We start from the raw sequence: 22,259 nt of genomic DNA on the forward strand, positions 1-22,259 counted from the left end.
TCTTTGATTTTGATCTAATGTGAGCTTTTCTGCAGCATCATTTTAAACGTACTTAATTGAACTAAAGTGTTTTAAAATGAAAACCTTTGTGCCTTTTGTGGTTAAAAATAAACAATGTCAACATTCTTCAAAGACAGCAAAGTTCAAACAGCTTCATTCTTAACTTAAAAAATGAAGAAAAATGAAAAACAAAAAACAGGGATATTTTCTGCCTAAGACAGGGCTTATATTAATTACATTTTTATTTTGCAATCTGGCAGAAGCACAGCAGCTTATAGAAGTAAGCGGAATCATTAAAAATACAGAAACCCAAAAAGGTATTGATGCTGTAAAGGTACAGATTGAAAATACGCAGGACACCGTTTCCACAGATCAATTGGGAAACTTTAAGATAAGAACAAGAGTTACCATTCCATTCCGGTTGGTTATCAATAAAGATGGCTTTTCTCATCAAACCGTAGAAATACTTTCGCTTTCCAACAAACTAACCATTGGGCTTAATCCACAAAATACTATTATTGATGATGTGGTTATATCTGCATCACGTATTCCTGAAAAAATATTAAAATCTCCCATTGCTATTGAAAAAATTGATATCAAAACAATCAGAGAAAGTCCGGCAGCATCCTTTTATGAAACATTAGAAAATGTAAAAGGATTACAGTTGCTTACTTCCAGCCTTACCTTAAAAATACCAAATTCCAGAGGGTTTAACTCTCCCAACAACTTCCGTTTTATGCAGCTGGTGGATGGGGTAGATGTACAATCTGCAACGCTAGGAGTTCCATTGGGAAATGCAATTGGTCCTACAGAATTGGATATTCAGTCCATGGAAGTTACTCCCGGAGCTGCCTCCGCATTGTATGGGATGAATGCCATCAATGGACTGGCGAGCCTTCAAACGAAAGATCCGTTTACCTCTCAGGGATTAAGCGTATACTTTCGGGGTGGAGTTAATCATGTGGACAATTTCAACCATAAAATAAGTTCTCTGGGAGAGAGTGCTATTAGATTTGCAAAAGCTTTCAATAAAAATTTTGCGATCAAGATAAACGCTTCTTACTTTACAGGAACAGACTGGATTTCAAACAACCAGACAGATCAGAATCCTAATTCATTCATCACAGCCAATCCTAATTTTTCATTAACCAATAATCCTGCAGAAGACCTTTGGAACAAATACGGTGATGAAAGAAATAACCGTGTTGCCGTAAAAGTAGATTATAACGGAAAACCTACAACATTTAATGTGTCAAGAACCGGATATTTTGAAAAAGATCTGGTAAGTCCGGAGGTGAAAAATATAAAATTTGATGCCGGATTATACTATCGTTTTGGTGACCAATGGAAAGCATCCTATGTTTACCGATATGGCCTGCTGGATGGGACCTTCCAAAGAGGAAACAAGATTCGTTTACAAAATGCTACAGTACAAAATCATAAGGTGGAACTTACGGGTAAAGAACTTACTTTCAGGGCCTATGTTTCCATAGAAAATACAGGAGATTCTTATAACCTGAAGCCTTTGGCAGATAATCTTGATCTAACGAACCTTTCTAATAACAATTGGAAGAATATTTTCCAGACAACATTACAAAATAACATCAATGCAGGAAGAAGCCTTAACGAATCCTTTATTCTTGCCCGACAGGAAGCAGACAAAAATAGAGTAGTACCTGGAACTTCTGCTTTTGAGCAATTAAAAAACACCATTATTGGAATTAATAACTGGGACTCTGCCAACGCAGGAGTTGCAGGTGCTCCGTCAACAGGAGGTGCCAAACTTGAACAGAAATCTCGTTTTTATCAGGGAGAATTTACCTATGATTTCAGCAGATTTGTGAAAATATTCAACCTTCTTGCCGGTATAGATTATCGTTTGTATAGCATAACCCCTGATGGAAATAACTTTGTAGACTTCAACAGACCTGTTACGGAAAGAAATATCCCTTTATCTAATGGAACATTCGGAAAAGATGTTATCTATCAGAAATATGGAGCTTTTGCTCAGATTACCAAGCTTTTCTTTGATGATAAATTAAAACTTAATGCAGCGTTACGTATCGACAGAAATCCGGAGTTTGAAGCCAAGCTTAATCCCAGAATCAGCATTGTATATTCTCCCGTTAATCAGCATAACTTCAGGGCATCCTTTCAAAACGGATACCGTTTTCCATCATTGTTTGAAGCCCTTTCCTTTGTCAATAACGGAAATGTAAGAAGAGTAGGAGGACTTTCTAAAGTAAATGACGGATTAGGGTATCTGGAAAACTCTTACACACTGGCATCCATAGATAGATTTACTTCTGCTGTAAATGCCGATGTAGATGGAGGAAAAAATCAATCCCAAGCTGCTCAGGACAATAAACAGCTTTTAACCGTTGCCAATTTGCAAAAATTACAGCCGGAAAAGATCAATTCATTTGAAGTAGGCTATAAATCTGTCTTCTTTAATAATAAGCTGGTATTGGATTGGGATTTTTACTATAATATTTATGAAGGATTTCTTGGACAGGTAGAAGTTGCAGTTCCTAAAAACAGTCAGGTGGGAAGCAATACGGCTATCCTTGCCATGCTTGACCGAAGCAAACAAGACCGATACAGAGTATATACCAATAGTAATAATAAATACAAAAGTTATGGAACTTCACTAGGTATTCGATATAATGTCGTTCGAAATTATAACGTTAATGCGAATGTATCTTATAATGATCTTGCCTCCAACAATACTTCAGACTTATTTATTACCGCATTCAATACCCCAAAATGGATGGTGAATGTAAGTGTAGGAAACAGGGAAATCATCAGAAATATAGGATTTACGATTGTAGCAAGATGGCAGAGTAATTTTGCTTGGGAAAGTCCCTTAGCCTCAGGAGATATTCCCGCTTATTATACCATTGATGCACAAGCTACATGGAATCTTCCTGAAATACATGCTAATGTAAAAATTGGGGCAACCAATTTACTGAACAGACGTTACTTTCAATATGCAGCAGGACCTGAAATTGGAGGTTTATATTATCTCGCTTTTACGTATGATTTAAAACTGTAATCAAGATGAGTAATTCTTTATATCCCGTATTTTTAAAGCTTGAAAAATTATCATTACTGATCATCGGTGGGGGAAAAATTGCCCTCGAGAAGCTAGAATCTGTACTTGGTAATTCTCCCGAAACTTCCATCAAACTGGTAGCCAAGGAAATCATTCCTGAAGTAAGGTCCTTACAGGATCAGTTTGTCAATATAACATTGCATGAAAGAGCTTACAATGATGATGATTTTAATGATACAGATCTGGCGATTATAGCTGTAAATGATATTGTACTTGCTGAACAGATCCGTAATGATGCCCATCAAAAGAATGTATTGGTTAATATTGCCGATAAACCCGATCTATGTGATTTCTATCTGGGTTCAATCGTCAGAAAAGGAAGTCTTAAAATTGCCATTTCAACCAATGGAAAATCTCCAACCATTGCAAAGAGATTAAGGGAAACATTCACAGAAACAATTCCTGATGAAATGGATCTGGTATTGGATAATATGCAGAGTATACGTAATCAGTTAAAAGGTGATTTTAACCATAAAGTAACGGAACTCAACAAAATAACAACCCAATATTTATCTGACGGAACACTTTCTTCAGCAAAACCCAATCTGGAAATTGAAAAACTGATCAATATTACCAAAATAGCTCAGAGAAAAGCCAATATCTACCTTGCCATCATAGGAGTTATGCTTCTTTTCGGAATACTTGGCCTTGTGGTATATCAGTTTAATCTTTCTGATGATATTCAGAATTTCCTTAATCAGGATAACCATATCTTTTACTGGATGCTTTTTGCCGGCTTCATGGCAGAAATCGTTGCGGGATCAATGGGAATGGGATATGGCGTAATATGTACAACCATATTGCTTTTATTGAATGTTCCGCCGCCTGTGGTAAGTGCCAGTATTCATTCTGCAGAATCTTTTACAACCGCTGCCGGAGGATTCAGTCATTATAAATTGGGAAATGTCAATAAGAAAATGGTTTGGGTATTGTTTCCTTTGGCCATCGTAGGCTCCGTCATTGGTGCATTAACTTTATCTCATTATGGCGAACATTATGCCCATATTGTAAAGCCCATCATTGCATGTTATACCTTATACTTGGGAGTCAATATCCTGAAAAATGCCTTTAAGGACAATAAGAAAAACCGAATAAAACCAAAGCGAAGAACCAATCTCAGAGTATTAGGACTTGTAGGTGGTTTTATAGATTCCTTTGCAGGCGGCGGCTGGGGACCGTTAGTAACCGGAACATTGATTAAGGAAGGAAGAATTCCCCGCTATGTGGTTGGAAGCTCAACCGTTGCTAAGTTTTTACTGACAATCACCAGTGCCATTACGTTTATTTTTACCATTGGTATTCATCATTGGAATATTGTTCTGGGACTTCTTTTAGGTGGAGTTTTTACAGCTCCGTTTTCTGCCATGCTTACTTCAAAACTACCCACAAAGAAAATGTTTGTTGTAGTAGGAATAGTGGTTATTATCATGAGTCTGGTAACCATTGTAAAATCATTATTGTAAAAGACATCTGTTTTATGATCTGAATCTAACAGATTATCAATTCAACTATTAGGATAAAATGAATAAAAAGCCCCTTATCAGAATTTGATAAGGGGCTTTTAATTATTGTATAATCAAAAATTATGACTTATTCTTTATTCCAATTAAATTTAAAGCATTAGAGGTCAAAAAGATATCATCAAAAACAATCAATGATTCCACATCCTTGAACCCTGTTGGCAACAAATCATTTTTATTGAAAGAAAGCTCTATGGACTCATCATAGGAAGCAATAATTCTGACCTTTGAATACCCGTTATAGCCCACCTTAAAGCCCTCGAACATACATTTTCGTTCTGCTTTCTGATACTCGCCGTATTCTTCAAACCCAGCAATATCTGTTCTTTCTCCTTCATTATGCTCAAGTGATCTCCATGAAGTATAGTTTTTAGGTTCCTTCAGTACATTACCCTGTGGATCTACAGGAACAAACATTCCCAAAGTGAGGGATTGTTTTAGAAAATTAGCATAATTATTCATCAAATTTAAAATTTGAAGATCAGCATACCCTTCGTTGGCATAATATTCAAGCACGAAGGTTGTCATCGGAATCAGCTTGTGGGAAGCATCAGTCGGCATAATTGTTTTTCTTTATCGGGCGATAAAAATAGTATTTTTATTTACTCTACCCAACGAAACTATGAGAACAAGATGGAATTTATACCGATTCTGAATAACGATAACAGACAAGAGATCCATTCTTTTTTCAGTATTTTTGGGAACAAGAATGGTAATAATGACAATGAATACTTCTCCACAGGATATTGATCAGATCCTTGGGTTATATAAAATGGCTTCCGACTTTAAGAAAAAAGTATCCGGTGTACAATGGCCGGAGTTTGAACGAAGCATGATAGAAACCGAAATCCAGGAAAACCGCCTCTTTAAAATCGTCGTAGATCAGCAGGTGGCCTGCGTTTGGAGCATTACTTTTGATGACCAGCAGGTTTGGGAGGAAAAAAATGCAGATCCAGCTATATATATTCATAGAATTGCCACCAATCCTAACTTTCGGGGACAAAAATTTGTAGAACAAATCGTGGAATGGTCCAAGCAATTTGCCAAAGAGCACCATAAATTATATGTAAGAATGGATACTACAGCCGGAAATCAAAGACTTACAGAATATTACGTGAAATGTGGATTTTCTTATTTGGGCGACAAAAAGATTGCTGATACTGAGGGACGCCCTGCCCATTACCATAATGCAACCATGGGACTTTTCCAATTGGAAGCTTAATATTTTATTATTTACAGACAGGCTGAACGTCATTTAATAACGTCACCAGCATTTTTCCGGGCTCTTCAACAGGAATTAAGTGTGCCGAATTTTCAAACCATATTCCCTTTTTAAAAGGAGCCTTTACATTCTGAATCCATTGAGCAGTAGGTTCCGATGGCGTAGTATAGTCATGTCTGCCCATCAACATAAAAACCGGTATTGGAAATGTTTTAATATTCTTAAAATCCGTATCAAGAAATTCCGATAGAACCTTTGAAAGAGTAAATAAACTTCCTTTACCAATGGCTTCCGCATCCTGATAGGAATATTCCGGGGACAATAAAGGGGCCTGAAAGAAATATCTGGAATTGTCTCTATAGGCCGTTAAACCGCCATAATATTGAGGCCATTTTCTTGCAATAATAATTCTGGATCTTGTAATAGGTGTATTTCCCGGATAAGGTGCAATGGAAGCCAATTCCTTTAATGCAACATCATTCTTGAGCCTTGTAGCTTCTTTTACAGCAAAATCTACGCTCAAACGTTCATTATCTCTGGTATTAATGATTTGTCCGATTCCTACATAAGCATAAAACAGATCCGGCCTTTTAAGAGCAGCTTTCATGGAAATTATAGTTCCCCAGCTATGCCCTATGAGAATAACTTTTTTCTTTTTATACTTTTCCTTAATCAATTCAGCCATTTGTATGGCATCATCCACATACTGATTGATATTGATGGTATTCTTTAGCTTTAAAGTATCATTGGCATTATAGGTTTTTCCGGATGCCCTCTGATCATAATTAACTACTGTAAAATATTCTTCAATTGGTCTTTGAAACATCCACATCACCGGAGCAATAGGAGAGGCGGGACCACCATGTACAAATATTATTACCGGATTTTCCTTATTCTGCCCACGTACATACACCCATTGCTGAACTCCTCCCACCGTTGCTTTGTACCTTTCCTGAATTCCATTGGGGCTCACAATGGAATCTAAATCCTTGATAATTTCCCTGGCTTCTCCATATTGGTCACATGGCTTCACTTGTCCAAATAGCACAAGAGAAAATAATAGGGTAATAACTGATAGAATATTATGTCTCATTATTTTTTGCATAAAAATTTGATTCTTATAAAAGTATATAATATTCAATATGTCAATCACATACATTAAAAGTTACAAAGCATTTGAATTAAATGAAAACAGCTTCCATGAATGTCTTTGTGGGGGCTTTTGTAGTAGAAAACATTTAAAAAAAATCTGCTTCACTTTACTATTCACTATAGTAAATCACTGATTTTCAATTCAAAATACTGATTAATTTAAAAAAGGCTATCTTTACGAGAACCAAACAAAATAGTAATAATATGTCAGTTACACCAGAAGGAGCCAGGAAGGCTCAGTTATCCCTATCTGAAAGGGCACCCGTTGCCCATGCCGTTCTTTCGGGAGCAGAAAATATTTCAAAGTACAGCAATGGAGTATGTCATGATGTTGTTGCTTATGCCCTGTACATGAGAGGAGCAAGCATTAATCCAGACGAACTTGCTGGATCATCAGGCCAAAAATGGTTAAGTAAATTCAATTATCCCGCAGGAGAAAAATGGGATGGATATTCTCCAATTCCTAAAGGAAAAGCCATTGGGTTTTATAGATTAATAGACAAGACATGGTTTCACTCTGCCATTACAACAGGAAACGGAAATGAAATTAGATCAGTAAACGGATTCTCTTTGGGATCGGCATGGTCCGTTCCCGTAGATATGAAATGGGTTTTAGGAAAAATGAATTCCGATGGAACCTTTAATTATGACGGAACCAAAATAGAAGTGTATATCTCTTCTTTATAACAAAATTTCAATATCATCAATTAAAAACCTCTCTAAGCTTATACTTGGAGAGGTTTTTTGATATTTTGTTTTCTTCTTATATGAACTTTTATCTTTCATTATTTTAAATAAACTTACGAAGTAAAGGATTTATGTATTCGTACATTTCGGGCAAATTCCGCTGATTACAAAGTTATATTCCTCAGCCAGAAAATGATCTGGCAGGCTAATTTCAGGAATAGCATTTTCAATGCAGGTTACAGAATGACATTTTTTACAGTTAAAATGAACATGATTATGAAAATGCTGTTCATGCGTACATTTACCACTGCATTTTGCAAAATTCACAACACCATCCACATTAACAATTTTGTGAATAGATCCCTCATTTTCAAGCCTTTCCAACACCCGGTAAATGGTAACCCTGTTGCATAGATCTCCTAGTTTTTTCTGAATATCAGAATGGGTTAGGGCTATATCAGAATGATTAATAAGGTTTAAAATTTCTGTTTTTGCGTGCGTATTTCTTACTTGTTTCATTTTTTAATGCAACAAAGTTGCGTTATTTGGTTTTTTATATTTACTTTTGCAACAAAGTTACGATAAGAAATTTAAATCCTATGTTCTATGAAATCAAAAATTCTTGATGCTGTTGGAATTTCAGCTGCCGTTTTATGTCTTATTCATTGTATTGTTTTTCCATTATTACTCATCATTCCATTGGGAATATCGCATAACCCTTATGTTGACTTGGCTTTTCTTGTGATTGGAGCCTTGGTGGTTTTTAGAATAACAAGACATATGACCAATTATTGGCTAAAATTTTTGTTTTGGGTATCTATTCTTCTCATCTCAATTTCAGTATTAACAGATTTACTATTTGAAATCCATCTTCCATTGATATATGTTGGGGCTATTGGTTTAATAGCAGGTCATATCATCAATTTTAAAAATCATAAACATTAAGAATACATGATGAAAAAACTCCCTGTAACAGTACTCAGTGGTTTTCTTGGAGCCGGAAAGACAACTTTATTGAATCATATTCTGCATAATAAGCAAGGCTTAAAAGTCGCAGTAATTGTTAATGATATGAGTGAAGTCAATATTGATGCACGCCTTGTTGAAAACCAAAATACTCTTTCAAGAACAGAAGAAAAGCTGGTAGAAATGAGTAACGGATGTATCTGCTGTACGCTAAGAGAAGATCTGATGGTAGAAGTAGAACGTTTAGCCCATGAAAATCGTTTTGACTATCTTTTGATTGAAAGTACCGGAATTAGTGAACCCATTCCCGTAGCCCAGACTTTTACCTATATTGATGAAGAAAGCGGAATAGATCTTTCGCGTTTCAGTTATATTGATACCATGGTAACTGTTGTGGATGCTTTCAATTTCATGAAGGATTTTGCATCCAATGAACGATTGCAGGATCGTGACCTTACCGATATGGAGGGAGATTATCGTACCATTGTAAACCTTCTTACCGATCAGATTGAATTTGCCAACATCATTATTCTGAATAAAACAGATCTCGTAGATCCGGAAACTCTTGGATTTTTAAAATCAGCTATAAAAAAACTGAATCCTGAAGCTACAATTCTTCAGTCAGAATTTAGTAAAGTGGATCCACAATATATTTTAAATACACAACTTTTCGATTTTGATAAAGCACAGGCTTCTGCAGGATGGCAAAAAGAATTGCAAACTGATCATCATACTCCGGAAACTGAAGAATATGGAATCAGTTCCGTAGTATTTAGAGAGGAAAAGCCATTTCATCCAATGAGACTTTGGGAATATTTGAATAATTATCCTGAAGGAATACTGAGAGCTAAAGGTTTATTCTGGCTGGCTTCCAGACCTGATGATGCTCTTAATTTTTCTCAGGCTGGAGGTTCCTTTCGTTTGGAAAAAGCAGGAGTTTGGTGGGGAAGTATGCCAATGAATCATAGAGTACAATATTCTTCATTCATAGAAAATCAGGAGTTTATTGAAAGCAGATGGGATAAAAACTGGGGAGACAGAATTAATGAGCTTGTTTTTATCGGGCAAAACCTGAATAAGGATCAAATGGTACAGGATCTTAAGGATTGTCTTATCAACGATAAGGAAAAAGAACTAATGGACCAAAAGCAGGATTTTGAAGACCTTTTTCCACAAAACATTTAAAATTAACCATTTATTAATGCAACTAGGTTACGATAGATTAATATATGCAATAACTTAGTACATTATTTTAAAGCTATGGACAGAAGAAAATTTCTAAAAGGCTCGGTATTACTTTCAGGGCTGTTATCTCTTTCACCCTTAGAACTTTGGAGTTTACAAAAGGGTATAGAGCAGCCCAAGATTGGAAAAGCAAAAAACATCATATTTATGGTCAGTGACGGAATGAGTCTTGGAACTCTTTCAATGGCTGATCTTTATTCAAGGAATATTTTAGGAAAAGGAAGCCATTGGCTCAATCTTTATCATGAGAAAAAAGTTTCGCGTGCCTTAATGGACACAGCTTCGGCCAGCTCAATTGTTACGGATTCTGCGGCTGCCAGCTCTGCCTTTGGAGGAGGAATAAGAGTGAAAAATGGGGTATTGAATATGGGTGCCAATGGAGAAAAGCATATTCCTATATGGCAAAAATTCAAAAAGGCAGGAAAGAAAATAGGTTGTGTGACAACGGTTACTGCTACCCATGCCACTCCTGCAGGATTTTGTGTTAACTCCGCGAAAAGAAATGCAGAACCTCAAATTGCTGAAATGTATGCAGATCTGGGAATAGATGTTTTAATGGGGGGTGGAGATGAATTCTTCAGCTCTGATAAAAGGGAAGATAAAAAAGACCTTTATTCTGTATACAGAGAAAAGAAATATCAAATTTTTAAGAATCGTACTGACCTTAATTCCATTAAAAAAGGAGAAAAAGTGCTAGGAATTTTCAGTACAGGAGCATTGCCTTACACCATCGATAAAAACCATCTTTCTGAATTTAAAGATACACCCACTTTAGCAGAAATGGCAAGCGTGGCTATTGATCAGATGAAAGAGCATCCGGAAGGTTTCGTTCTCCAGATAGAGGGAGGAAAAGTGGATTGGGCAGCTCACGCCAATGATGTGGCAGCACTCATTCACGACCAGCTTGCATTTGATGAAGCCGTGAAAACCGTAATGGATTTTGCCGAAAAAGATGGAAATACCTTGGTCATCATTACTACAGATCACGGAAATGCCAATCCCGGAACTATTTACGGTTCAGACGCTACTGCCCATTTCAACAGCATTTCAGCTTATCAGTATACCAATGAATATATTCTGAATAAAATCCACAAGGACTTTTCCATTAAGGACATTAAAGACTGGATATATGAGGGCAACAAGCTTATTCTGAATGATGATGAAGCCAAGCATTTACTAAGCTTTTACAACGGGCTTGAAAAGGAAGAGGGACTTTATAATTATAAGAAATTACCATTTAAACTTTATTCTGAAATTCAGAAAAGCAGAAATTCGGTAGGGTGGATCAGTATGGATCATTCGGGAGACTATGTAGAAGTAGCTGCTTATGGGCCAGGAAGTGAACTTTTGCAACCTTTCATTAAAAATACGGATCTACATTATTTAATGTTGAAGGCATCTTCCATATAAACAGAAAACATTTTTAAACACATATTTTACATTTTTAACAAGTTTTTAAAAACAGGCTATTCAAAATATTGAATAGCCTGTTTATTTTATCAGGATAAATATCCCTGTTAATCATATAATTTATGAAGATTTTTTGCGACGTCCGGAAACCTTTTTATCAAGATCCTTAATATCTTGTCTCAATTCACGGAACATCTCCTTAAAATTATAGCTTTCATAATCTCCAGGTTCAAAGTCCTCAGGGAAAATTCCCGAAGCATACTGCCAGATTTCCACAACATCCTCAAACGGAATATCGTAAGGCTCGTAGAAAGAGTTATCTGCACTTACAGAAATAGAATTTCCTTTCTTCTCTTTAAAGCGTTTGTAGGTAATCCCATCATTCAGGGTGATAAAAACATAGGTTTTCCCAGGTTTCAATTCATCAATTCCCTCTACATATTTCCCTACAATATAGGACCCATTTCTAAATGGTGGCATAGAGTCTCCATCTGCCGGAAAAGCTCTGTATTTCCCATTCGTTAAAAAAGGAAGTGCAATCCTTTGAAGACTTTCTATATATTCCACATCACTATACCCTTCAAGATATCCCATGGATGCTTTCTGCGGAATAATTTCTATGGTATCATTCCCAAGATCATCAACGGCTACAGGAAGAACAATCCTGTTGTCAGGAAGCTTCAGCATTTCGTCCATTGGATATTTCTGAATGTCTACAGACAACATAAGGTCAATGCTGACATGAAAATATTTTGATATTTTGATCAAAAGCTCAATAGGAGGTTCCGAAATTCCGTTTTCATATTTCGAATACCTCACTCGGGAGATCAATAGTTCGTCAGCAACATTCTGTTGGGAGAGCTTTCTCTTGGCTCTTAAAAAGCGTATATTATTTGAAAAAATTGACATTGATACAAGTATGTAGGCAAAAATACAAATTTTGCCCCCGTTATCAATGCCCAGAATCGGTTTTACCTTAAAAAGTGAGTAAATTCGACTTTTCTCCAATAAAGTTGGCTAAAAAGAGCAGTCAAAAATCTTCTTTTCCTAATCTAAACCTCTGATTTTCGGATCAAAACAAGTCTTTTTACAAAGCAGGGATATTATTCATAATAAAACACCATTTGAGTTAAAAAATTAACTCTAAAATTCCCAAGTTGAAATATGTTTTTTAACATTTAGAAAATCAAACAGATATAATAAAAAATGGAATATTCATAAAATAACAATTATATTAACGAAATATTAAATTATAAAATTATTTAATTATTTTATTCAAAAAAATATCTACACATGTTTATTTGTCATATATTTGTGATGTATTAATCATATAAAATTTTAATCATGAAAAATTTCAAAAAACTAGACAGAAACGAACTAAAAACTATTTCAGGAAACGGATTACTTGATCCAATCGGAGGACTAATTGGTGGTCTTGGAGGTGTAATTGGTGGCGTTGTTGGCGGCCTAGGTGGTGTAGTAGGAGGTGTTGTAGGTGGAGTAGGCGGTGTAGTTGGTGGCGTTGTTGGTGGTGTAGGTACCGTTGTAGGTAATGCATTATGTCAAACTCAATGCGTTGTTAACGGTGTAATTCACATCAAGTTACTTGAATGTGGATCTACTTGCTAGGAAAAAACGAACAAGCACTTAAAAAGTATACCGCTCTTTTCAGAGCGGTTTTTTTATGGGGAAATATTATATGGTAAGGCCGTGGTTATTTTTTACTTCAGCCATTACAAATGTACTGTGGGTACTACCTATAGAATCTACAGAACCAAGCTTATTAAATACAAAATCCTGATAATGCTTCATATCCCGAACCTGTACTTTCAATAGAAAATCAAAGTCACCAGAAATATTATAGCATTCTGCCACTTCTTCAATTTCCAAAATTTCCTTTACAAAATCATACCCCACAGACCGGTCATGAATTTTTAGCTTGATCTGGCAAAAAACCGTAAATCCACGGTTGAGTTTTTCAGCATCCAAAACAGCTACATATCTTTTAATATACCCTTCCTGCTCAAGTCTTTTTACCCTTTCAAAAACAGGTGAAGGAGAAAGGTTTATTTCCTTGGCAAGCTCTTTAACGGTCAATTTTGAATTGTTCTGAAGCAGTCTCAGTAAATTCAGGTCCTTATCATCAAGTTGTTCCACAGAATATTATTCTTTTAATTTTAAAATCAACCAAAATTACAGAATTATATTCTTTAATAAATAATTTATAAAGTTTTATTTGCTTAATAAACATCAATCAATTGTTAATATATTCTGTATCACTAATTTTACACAAAATTAAAATCTTTTACCATTACTTATTAAAGATTGGTAAAACAGTTCTTTATATACTTCATCAAACAGGAAAGGTTTTACTTAAGGTAGATTAATAGGGAATCGTGTGAGAATCACGAGCTGTCGCGCAACTGTAAGTAACACACCAAAGGTTTCTGTCCTTGTATATCCACTGCCAAAAGCGGGAAGGATGGCGGAAACTGTTACAAGTCAGGAGACCTGCCTTTACTGAATTGACAATGCTTTCGCAACCTGAAGCTTTTGAGTCATACAGATGATATAAGATAGTGCATTTCTCTAAGGATGAATAGCACGGGTTATCTATATCATTTATATCAAGATCTTCTTATACGCAAAACATTACGAAGCATTCAAAGAGCTTTTAACAAAAAAGTTTAATTAAAAGTTTAAAAATGCAAACACACATTCTAGGCTATCCGCGTATTGGTAGCAAAAGAGAACTCAAAAAAGCCTGCGAGCAATATTGGTCAGGCAAAATTGTTTTGGAGGAACTTCTTACTGTAGGAAGAAATATCTGTAACCAAAACTGGAATCTTCAGAAAGAAGCAGGAATAGACTTAATTCCCTGTAATGATTTTTCCTACTATGATCAGATATTGGATATGAGCCTTATCGTAGGAGCTATTCCGACACGTTATCATGAAGTTGCCCTTAAAAGAAACAACTCAGAGCTGGATCTTTACTTTGCAATGGCGAGAGGATATCAAAAAGACGGACTGGATATTACCGCTATGGAAATGACCAAGTGGTTTGATACCAATTATCATTATATTGTCCCTGAATTCTATAAAAACCAGCAATTTAAGCTTACTTCAAGTAAAATATTCAATGAATTTGCAGGAGCTAAGCAGGCAGGAATCAATGCTAAGCCTGTAATTATAGGATTGGTTTCTTATTTACTTTTAGGAAAAGAAAAAGAAGAAGGATTGGACAAGCTGGATCTTGCCCAAAATATTCTACCTGTCTACGTCGAGATTTTATCAAAACTTCAGGAACAGGGCGCAGAATGGATTCAGTTTGATGAACCGTTCCTTTCTCTGGATATTACAGAAAAAGCCAAGGAAACTTATATTACTGTTTACTCAGAGCTTAGAAAGCAATTTCCAACATTAAAATTCATAGTTGCTACTTATTTTGATGGATTAAAAGACAATTTATCCCTTGCCGTTTCACTTCCTGTAAATGTTTTACATGTTGATTTGGCAAGAAACCCTGAGCAATTAGAAGATGTAATCAATTCAATTCCGGAAAATCTAAGCTTATCACTGGGACTTGTAGATGGAAGAAATATCTGGAAAAATGATTTTGAAAAGTCTTTGGCTTTTATCAATAAAACCGTTGAGAAACTAGGTTCAGAAAGAGTTTTTATCGCTCCATCATGTTCATTGCTTCATTCTCCATGTGATTTAGACTTTGAAACCAATCTGAACCCTGAAATTAAAAACTGGCTGGCATTCGCTAAACAAAAGGTAAAGGAAGTTGTTAACCTTAAAGAGTTAGCTTCCGGAACAGAAAATCAGGATATTATTAATGATTTTGAGGAAAATAAAAAAGCCGTTTCAAGTAGAAAAACCTCTTCTCTAATTCATAATAATATTGTAAAGCAAAGAGCAGAAGCTGTAACGGAAGAAGATTCACAACGAAAGAATTCATTCCAAATCCGTAGAGAAGAGCAGCAAAAAGCATTACAATTGCCATTATTTCCTACCACGACCATTGGATCATTTCCACAGACTACAGAAGTAAGAAGCTGGAGAGCAAAATTCAAGAAAGGAGAATTAACTGCAGAGCAGTATGATGCCTTGTTGAAGGAAGAAACCCAGAGAACCATCCGCTGGCAGGAAGAAATTGGAATCGATGTTCTGGTTCATGGGGAATTTGAACGTAATGATATGGTGGAATACTTTGGTGAGCAACTTGAGGGGTTTGTATTTACCAAAAACGGTTGGGTACAAAGCTATGGAAGCCGATGTGTAAAACCTCCAATCATTTTTGGGGATGTTTCCCGTCCTGCACCCATGACGGTTTACTGGTCTCAATATGCTCAGTCACAAACCAATCAGTGGGTAAAAGGAATGTTAACAGGTCCTGTTACTATTCTGCAATGGTCCTTTGTACGCAATGACCAGCCTCGTTCTGAAACATGTAAACAAATTGCATTAGCCATTCGTGATGAAGTGGTAGACCTTGAAAAAGCAGGAATCAGGATTATTCAAATTGATGAACCTGCTATACGAGAGGGGCTTCCCTTAAGAAAAACAGAATGGCAGAATTACCTGAAATGGGCTGTAGAAGCCTTTAGGATATCAGCAAGTGGAGTAGAAAACGCCACCCAGATTCATACCCATATGTGCTATTCGGAATTCAATGATATTATCAAAAATATTGCTGATATGGATGCAGACGTTATTACCATAGAATGTTCCCGCTCACAAATGGAACTTTTAAATGCCTTTGCAGATTTTAAATATCCTAATGAAATCGGGCCGGGTGTTTATGATATTCATTCACCGAGAGTTCCGTCAAAAGAAGAAATGATAGAACTTCTGAAAAAGGCTCAGGATGTAATTCCTGCTCATCAACTTTGGGTAAACCCCGACTGTGGATTAAAAACAAGACATTGGGAAGAAACTGAAAAGGCTTTAATTGCAATGGTTGCCGCAGCAAAAGAAGCCGCAGTTGAATATTCAATTTAAAAATAAACTTTCAATTTTATACAAATCAAAAAGCATCCGGATTGGATGCTTTTTGACTTTATTATTTTTAAATATTATAATTCCGTATACAATAGGGATTCTATTTATTTAAATAACAGCATGATACTCAAATCAATCGTTATATTCCTCCCATCACATACATGTTTTCCATAGTAGGAACTGGGCTTCCGCCCTCTTTTTCAAGAGTAATGGCAAAAGCCTGTGCATTTGGAATATTGGCCAATGCAATTAAACTGTCTTTATCCTGGGTATACATTCCTGCACTTACGGGCTTTCCGTCCGCAATTGCCCAAAGTTGATATTGCATTCCTTCTGGCGCCTTAGGAAGATTCTCAGCATTAAGGTACACTTCTTTTGTTTTTTTGTCCCAGAAAACCATCGCTTTTGCATCTTCATGTTTCTCTACTCCTTTTAGCATTACCATTTGCATATCAGGATTGGAAAACATAGCCATTTTCTGATTCATTTTCTGTATTGCTACATCCTGAAATTGTTTCTCAGTCCTCATTTTTGCAATTTCTTTCTGACTTTCAGATTGTTTGTTAACCCAAAAAAGATTTCCTGCAATACTTCCCAAAAATAAAACAGAAGCAGCAATACCCAGAGTTTTCCAGTTGTTGGTGGTTTTAACTCTAATATTTTCTTCCAAAGGTTTAATAACAGGAGACGGAATAGAAATGGAAAGTTTTTCCTCTTCAATAATCTGTTCCTGCTGAATTTTATTCCAAATTTTAGCCTTCAAATCACTTGGAGGTGTTACAGCCTGAGCCGTAGCAAGATTTTCCAAAGTTTTTTGTGCTTCTTCAAAAGCAGCTTTTACTTCAGTATTATTCTTCATCACACACTCCAAAATACCTGCTTCCTCTGTAGAAGCATGGCCTAGAATATAAGATTCTATAATTCCGGATGATATGTATTCTTTAGTGTTCAATTTATTGATAATCTTTTAACAAATCCTTTAATTTCATCAACGCATTCCGCATTTTCGTTTTTACCGTTCCCAGCGGTATCTTCAGTTTTTCGGATATTTCATGTTGGGTATATCCCTGATAATAAGCCATATTGATAAGTTCCTGCTTATCAACCTCCAAGCTTTCAAGCACGTTATTAAACCCGATATAATCGGATGAATCATTGACTGTTGAAAGCTCTGTAGTATTATATACGAAATCTGGAAGCGATTGGTTTTTAAGTTCATTCTGAAATCCTTTCGACTTTAAATAATCTATTGCCGTATTTCGGGCAATGTTGATCATCCAGGTGTAAAACCTCCCTTTAGAAACGTCGTATTGATGAATAGAATTCCATATTTTAACAAAAACATCCTGAATTATTTCTTCTGTATATTCTTTAGACTGAACAATTCGAAGAATTACTCCATACAACGCACCAGAATAGTGGTCATACAGATAATGAAAACCGTTTTCGTTTTTTTCTTTTAGTAAAACGATAAGTTCTTCTTCCGAATAGGTTGTTTTAATAGCTTTTATTTTTCCATCCAAATGTAATAAAATAAAACATATTAACAATAAAATCCGGATGATCTTTTATTTCGTACATGATTTTTAGAGAATAAGTAAAAAATATTAAATATGAAAAATATAATACCAAAAGCAATACTCATCTCCTGTATTGCTTTATCTGCCGGAGTATGTAAGGCACAAAACCATCTTTTTAAAACTTCAAATCCTTACTACTCGCATACCGCCCAAAACCCTCTGAAAGTAAGTAATTCCGAATGGAAAAAGATTTTAAAGCCTGAACTATATCAAGTTGCAAGAGAAGGAGCCACAGAAACAGCTTTTACCGGAAAATATGATGAATTCGATGAAAAAGGAATGTACTATTGTGCTGTTTGCGGAAATGCTCTTTTCCTTTCTACTTCAAAATTTGCCACAACCTGCGGCTGGCCTTCTTTTTATCAGCCCATCCGTAAAAACAGTGTCAGATACAGAAAAGATACTTCTTATCATATGGAACGAACTGAAGTACTATGTGGAAGATGTGACTCGCATCTTGGACATATGTTTGATGATGGTCCAAAACCAACAGGAAAACGATTCTGCATGAATTCTATCTGCCTTGAATTTGTACCCAGTAAAAAATAAAATACTGAAAATCATGTAGTTATAAATAATTTCATTTTTTTTCAATCTAAAACAGAACCAACCTCGTAAATGACATTAAAAGCACAATTAACTATAATTAATTAAAAAAATTCAACACAATGAACACACAATCAAAACTCACAGTCTTAGCAATGGTAGCATTATCATTTGCTTTTAGCGGGAAGGTAACAGCACAAACGATGAAAGAAAAAACAGTAATGGTAGGAGGGGCTCCTATGTACCCATCCAAAAATATTATTGAAAACGCTGTAAATTCTAAAGATCACAAAACTCTTGTAGCAGCAGTAAAAGCTGCGGGACTTGTAGAAACATTACAGAGCGCCGGACCTTTTACTGTGCTGGCTCCCACGGATGCTGCATTTGCAAAACTTCCGAAAGGAACAGTAGAAAATCTTGTAAAGCCTGAAAATAAGGCTACATTGACCACCATATTAACCTATCATGTACTTCCAGGAAGATACAGTGCTAAAGAAATATGGGCGGCTGTAAAAGCCGGAAACGGGAAAAGTATGATGAAAACAGTACAAGGTGAAGACCTTACGTTCTGGACAAAAGGTAAAGACCTATATGTGAAAGACGCTAAAGGAAACAGTGCAAAGGTAACCATCGCTGATGTGAACCAGTCTAACGGTGTGATTCATGTAATTGATACAGTTTTGATGCCTTAATACCCTGAGATTAAAAAAACAGCATATCACAATATGCTGTTTTCTCTCTTTAAACATTAACCTAACACTAAAAATTAATATTATGAAAAAAACGATTCATGTTTCTAATCAGGGAGCAACTCTTGATACAAGCAGAAGAAACTTTTTAAAATTGAGTGGAGTAGGATTAGCCATTGCTGGCCTTACCTTAGTAGGATGTGATAACAACGATGATTTTCAGATTATAAATGATGAAATCTATGATTTAGGAACCGGTGATGTAGGCATACTTAACTATGCATATGCCCTTGAACAGCTGGAAGCGGACTTTTATACGAAAGTGGTCAATAATTTTTATACCGGTATTTCCAGTATTGAAAAAGAAGTGTTTACAGACCTTTACCACCATGAAGTCATCCATCGAGACTTTTTCAAGGCAGCCATTAGCGGTGCTACAGATCACGTGCTGCCTAAGCTTGAATTCCAGTATCCTAATGTAAATTTTAATGACCGAAACTCGGTACTGGCTACAGCAAAAGCGTTGGAAGATACTGGAGTAGCAGCATACAATGGAGCTGGAAAATACATTTCAAATCCTGCTTACCTTGTTATTGCTGGTAAAATAGTTTCTGTGGAAGCCAGACATGCTTCAGCTATTAGAAATTTAATCAATCCCGGATCTGCTGATTTTTCAGGAGATGATGTTATAGATGCTAACGGGCTTGACCTTGCTAAAGAGCCAAAAGATATTGTAATGGCTGCCGGCGGGTTCATAAAAACACCCTTTACCTGGAAAGAAAGAGGCATAAACTAATCATTCACCCTTAAAAATTACATTATGAACATTCTTAGATTACTAGATAAGCTTTCTAACGATAAATTCTTTACCAAAGAAGCTTCAAGACTGGAAACAATTACGGATATATCTTTATTCGGGAAAAAAGCAGCTATAGCCGCTGTACCGCTTGGCTTAGGGAGTCTAATGGCAACTACCAAAGCCGAAACAACAAAAATGAATGTAACAGGGGCTGCCTTAAAAAGTACCCTAACTGATGCCTTACAACTCGCTCTGGTATTGGAATACCTAGAAAATGAATATTACAGTATAGGATTATCAACACCCGCACTGATTCCTAATGCAGACAGAGCTGTGTTTATGCAAATCTCAAAACATGAATCTGCTCATGTTAACTTCCTGAAAAGCACACTTACCTCTTTGGGTACAACACCGGGAGCTAAACCTACTTTCGATTTTACAGCCAGTGGAAATTTTTCTCCTTTTACAGATTACAGCCAGTTTCTTGTGTTGGCTCAGGCCTTTGAAGATACGGGTGTAAGGGCTTATAAAGGACAAGCAGGAAATGTAATGTCCAACAAGGTTGTTCTTCAGGCAGCATTACAGATTCACTCTGTAGAAGCAAGACACGCTTCACAAGTGAGAAGAATGAGAGCCAATAAAGGTTGGATTGAGCTTGCCAATGGAGGAAATATGCCATCAGCAACTAATCCTGTATATGCCGGAGAAGAAAATATTAACCAGGCTGGCTATAATACAAGTACCTTATTTGGAGCAGCCGCTGGTTCTGCTGCGTACGACGAAATATTAAGTGGCAGTGATGCACAAACTATTGCATCTCTGTTTATCGTATAGTTCATTATGTTTAATAGAGGTTTTTTTGAAAGCCTCATGATCAAGTTTTCTACCGCTCTGAAAAGAGCGGTTTTTATTTTTAAACAGAATACATATCATTACATCACATTGTACTGTTAAAATAAAAAACATATTCAAAATCAACAAAGCAACAAAATTGCATTAAAAATTTAATATTGAGTACAAAGTAACCATATAAACAGTAATCCGCTGTTACAATCTCTATAACCGCGGATTACTATTTATAGACCTTATCACATAAAGAAAATCCTAGAAAAAACTAGATTCTTTATTAAACCTCAATTTATAGTCAGTTGGGGATAAGCCTGTCTTCTTCTTAAAAACGTCCCGAAATGCTCTCTCATCACTATAGCCCACTTCATACATAATTTCAAAAACACTTTTCCTACCTCTTTCGAGTAGGCTTTTGGCCGCTTCAATCTTCACTCTCTGCATATATTCAACCGGAGTAATACCGGTTGCTTTAATGAAACGACGGTCAAAATTCCGCCGGCTTACAGCACAGCTTCCTTTAAATGTCGTAGGTATTTCCAGTCTTTCCTCTGTTGAAGAGCTTACCAGAATAGGAGTGAAGCGAATCAGTATGGCTGGCATATTATATTCTGCAGGCTATGAAAAAATAAATTCACTTGTCAAGACCATAAAAGAAGAAAACTCTTTATCTACATTATACTAAGTTATTACAATATCATTAAATAGCCCAAGCCTTAGTAAAATCTAAGGCTTTATTGTAAGAAATAAGTCTTATTAAAGGCTGAGTGTTTTAAAATATATAAATCAGGAATAATATACAATTTAACATAATATAAATTATAGGATTTGATTATAATTGCCAAAATGGAGTATTACCTTATCAAAATTCTCATTTGTTCAGCTTATCACCTAAATACTCCCTTACAACCTCTAGGAACTCTTTCTTGGTCATAAATCTATCCAGAAACTCATCCAGACTTCCTTCGTTTTCAATATCTTCAAAATACACTTCGTGGTCTGTACTGTAAACTGTTGGATTAGATTGCTCAGGATCTGCTGTACAAATAAAAAAATGATCCGGATATCCGTATGAATAAAATATGCAGATAAAATCCGGCTTAGAAACTTTTACAACTTCCTGTACGATACTTTCCTCAATAAGTCCGTCAAATTCCTCCTGATCGTTCGTACCTTCTTTAAAAGGCGTAAAAAACCAATCTCTGAAAAAATATTGACCGTACGGTAATTCATGATCAGAAAAATAATGCTTCAACAAATCCTCATAAAATTTCTTTTCATCATTTATATACAGATCCTTGTGCTTGCTATAGAATTCATCAATCCCATAAACGTCCCAGTCTTTATCATATAGATGGTGATTAAAGCTGATGCTCTGCCAGTTTTCAGCAAAACTTTTATTTGCGTTCACATCATCTGTATTTCCTCCTAAATCATTGATTTTATGTATTATATTTTCGTTCATTATATTAT

Annotated in this window: 22 protein-coding genes and 1 riboswitch; of the genes, 13 read left to right on the plus strand and 9 right to left on the minus strand. The window is 35.8% G+C overall.

Annotated features, from left to right (window positions below):
- The first annotated feature begins 181 nt into the window (after window positions 1-181).
- Both EG359_RS03390 and EG359_RS03395 read left to right on the plus strand, forming a co-directional pair.
- A complete protein-coding gene (locus EG359_RS03390) occupies window positions 182-3,055 on the plus strand; it encodes a TonB-dependent receptor (protein ID WP_076351902.1) in 2,874 nt (957 codons plus the stop codon).
- 5 nt (window positions 3,056-3,060) lie between these two features.
- Window positions 3,061-4,578 (plus strand): TSUP family transporter, encoded by a 1,518-nt coding sequence (locus EG359_RS03395; protein ID WP_076351901.1) that lies wholly within the window; start codon window positions 3,061-3,063, stop codon window positions 4,576-4,578.
- A gap of 120 nt (window positions 4,579-4,698) precedes the next feature.
- Here the strand turns inward: EG359_RS03395 and EG359_RS03400 are convergent, their stop codons facing one another.
- Window positions 4,699-5,196 carry a hypothetical protein gene (locus tag EG359_RS03400; RefSeq protein WP_076351900.1) on the minus strand — a complete coding sequence of 166 codons (498 nt, stop codon included), beginning with the start codon at window positions 5,194-5,196 and terminating at the stop codon, window positions 4,699-4,701.
- Between the two features lie 157 nt (window positions 5,197-5,353).
- On the opposite strand from EG359_RS03400, the gene EG359_RS03405 reads away from it, so the two are divergent.
- Window positions 5,354-5,857, plus strand: a complete 504-nt coding sequence (locus tag EG359_RS03405; RefSeq protein WP_076351899.1) for a GNAT family N-acetyltransferase — start codon at window positions 5,354-5,356, stop codon at window positions 5,855-5,857.
- Window positions 5,858-5,864: 7 nt separating this feature from the next.
- Here EG359_RS03405 and EG359_RS03410 read toward each other — a convergent pair whose 3' ends face one another.
- Complete coding sequence (locus EG359_RS03410; protein WP_076352094.1) at window positions 5,865-6,950, minus strand: alpha/beta fold hydrolase; 1,086 nt, start codon at window positions 6,948-6,950, stop codon at window positions 5,865-5,867.
- A 263-nt stretch (window positions 6,951-7,213) separates the two neighbouring features.
- Between EG359_RS03410 and EG359_RS03415 the strand changes: the two genes are divergently transcribed.
- A complete protein-coding gene (locus EG359_RS03415) occupies window positions 7,214-7,696 on the plus strand; it encodes a hypothetical protein (RefSeq protein ID WP_076351898.1) in 483 nt (160 codons plus the stop codon).
- A 129-nt stretch (window positions 7,697-7,825) separates the two neighbouring features.
- Here EG359_RS03415 and EG359_RS03420 read toward each other — a convergent pair whose 3' ends face one another.
- On the minus strand, window positions 7,826-8,215 hold the full coding sequence (locus EG359_RS03420) for a Fur family transcriptional regulator (RefSeq protein WP_076351897.1): 390 nt from the start codon (window positions 8,213-8,215) through the stop codon (window positions 7,826-7,828).
- A gap of 87 nt (window positions 8,216-8,302) precedes the next feature.
- Between EG359_RS03420 and EG359_RS03425 the strand changes: the two genes are divergently transcribed.
- The 3 genes from EG359_RS03425 to EG359_RS03435 all read left to right on the plus strand — a co-directional run bounded on the left by EG359_RS03425 (window position 8,303) and on the right by EG359_RS03435 (window position 11,317).
- Window positions 8,303-8,641 carry a MerC domain-containing protein gene (locus EG359_RS03425; protein ID WP_076351896.1) on the plus strand — a complete coding sequence of 113 codons (339 nt, stop codon included), beginning with the start codon at window positions 8,303-8,305 and terminating at the stop codon, window positions 8,639-8,641.
- Window positions 8,642-8,647: 6 nt separating this feature from the next.
- Window positions 8,648-9,847: a GTP-binding protein gene (locus EG359_RS03430; protein WP_076351895.1), complete on the plus strand. Its 1,200-nt coding sequence runs from the start codon at window positions 8,648-8,650 to the stop codon at window positions 9,845-9,847.
- A 75-nt stretch (window positions 9,848-9,922) separates the two neighbouring features.
- Window positions 9,923-11,317: an alkaline phosphatase gene (locus EG359_RS03435; RefSeq protein ID WP_076351894.1), complete on the plus strand. Its 1,395-nt coding sequence runs from the start codon at window positions 9,923-9,925 to the stop codon at window positions 11,315-11,317.
- Window positions 11,318-11,437: 120 nt separating this feature from the next.
- On the opposite strand, the gene EG359_RS03440 is transcribed toward EG359_RS03435, so the two are convergent.
- On the minus strand, window positions 11,438-12,226 hold the full coding sequence (locus EG359_RS03440; RefSeq protein WP_076351893.1) for an XRE family transcriptional regulator: 789 nt from the start codon (window positions 12,224-12,226) through the stop codon (window positions 11,438-11,440).
- A 435-nt stretch (window positions 12,227-12,661) separates the two neighbouring features.
- On the opposite strand from EG359_RS03440, the gene EG359_RS03445 reads away from it, so the two are divergent.
- A complete protein-coding gene (locus tag EG359_RS03445) occupies window positions 12,662-12,946 on the plus strand; it encodes a bacteriocin-like protein (RefSeq protein ID WP_076351892.1) in 285 nt (94 codons plus the stop codon).
- A 66-nt stretch (window positions 12,947-13,012) separates the two neighbouring features.
- Here the strand turns inward: EG359_RS03445 and EG359_RS03450 are convergent, their stop codons facing one another.
- A complete protein-coding gene (locus EG359_RS03450) occupies window positions 13,013-13,474 on the minus strand; it encodes an Lrp/AsnC family transcriptional regulator (protein ID WP_076351891.1) in 462 nt (153 codons plus the stop codon).
- A gap of 190 nt (window positions 13,475-13,664) precedes the next feature.
- Window positions 13,665-13,850: riboswitch (cobalamin riboswitch) on the plus strand.
- A 172-nt stretch (window positions 13,851-14,022) separates the two neighbouring features.
- On the opposite strand from EG359_RS03450, the gene metE reads away from it, so the two are divergent.
- Complete coding sequence (metE, locus tag EG359_RS03455) at window positions 14,023-16,326, plus strand: 5-methyltetrahydropteroyltriglutamate--homocysteine S-methyltransferase (RefSeq protein ID WP_076351890.1); 2,304 nt, start codon at window positions 14,023-14,025, stop codon at window positions 16,324-16,326.
- 139 nt (window positions 16,327-16,465) lie between these two features.
- On the opposite strand, the gene EG359_RS03460 is transcribed toward metE, so the two are convergent.
- A complete protein-coding gene (locus EG359_RS03460; protein WP_076351889.1) occupies window positions 16,466-17,278 on the minus strand; it encodes an anti-sigma factor in 813 nt (270 codons plus the stop codon).
- A 1-nt stretch (window position 17,279) separates the two neighbouring features.
- On the minus strand, window positions 17,280-17,849 hold the full coding sequence (locus EG359_RS03465; protein ID WP_228434894.1) for an RNA polymerase sigma factor: 570 nt from the start codon (window positions 17,847-17,849) through the stop codon (window positions 17,280-17,282).
- 90 nt (window positions 17,850-17,939) lie between these two features.
- Here EG359_RS03465 and msrB point away from each other — a divergent pair, with 90 nt between their 5' ends.
- From msrB to EG359_RS03485, 4 genes are all read left to right on the plus strand, one after another.
- Window positions 17,940-18,455 (plus strand): peptide-methionine (R)-S-oxide reductase MsrB, encoded by a 516-nt coding sequence (gene msrB / locus EG359_RS03470; protein ID WP_076351888.1) that lies wholly within the window; start codon window positions 17,940-17,942, stop codon window positions 18,453-18,455.
- 119 nt (window positions 18,456-18,574) lie between these two features.
- A complete protein-coding gene (locus EG359_RS03475; RefSeq protein WP_076351887.1) occupies window positions 18,575-19,144 on the plus strand; it encodes a fasciclin domain-containing protein in 570 nt (189 codons plus the stop codon).
- Between the two features lie 82 nt (window positions 19,145-19,226).
- The gene (locus tag EG359_RS03480; RefSeq protein ID WP_076351886.1) at window positions 19,227-19,937 is read left to right on the plus strand and encodes a ferritin-like domain-containing protein; all 711 of its coding nucleotides are present in this window, start codon (window positions 19,227-19,229) and stop codon (window positions 19,935-19,937) included.
- Between the two features lie 24 nt (window positions 19,938-19,961).
- Entirely contained in the window at window positions 19,962-20,774 is an 813-nt protein-coding gene (locus tag EG359_RS03485) for a ferritin-like domain-containing protein (protein WP_076351884.1), read from the plus strand.
- Between the two features lie 270 nt (window positions 20,775-21,044).
- Here EG359_RS03485 and EG359_RS03490 read toward each other — a convergent pair whose 3' ends face one another.
- A complete protein-coding gene (locus EG359_RS03490; RefSeq protein ID WP_084180283.1) occupies window positions 21,045-21,389 on the minus strand; it encodes a helix-turn-helix domain-containing protein in 345 nt (114 codons plus the stop codon).
- A 268-nt stretch (window positions 21,390-21,657) separates the two neighbouring features.
- A complete protein-coding gene (locus EG359_RS03495; RefSeq protein WP_076351882.1) occupies window positions 21,658-22,251 on the minus strand; it encodes a hypothetical protein in 594 nt (197 codons plus the stop codon).
- Window positions 22,252-22,259: the final 8 nt, after the last annotated feature.

Origin of the sequence: Chryseobacterium joostei (assembly GCF_003815775.1) — a bacterium.
GTDB lineage: Bacteria > Bacteroidota > Bacteroidia > Flavobacteriales > Weeksellaceae > Chryseobacterium > Chryseobacterium joostei.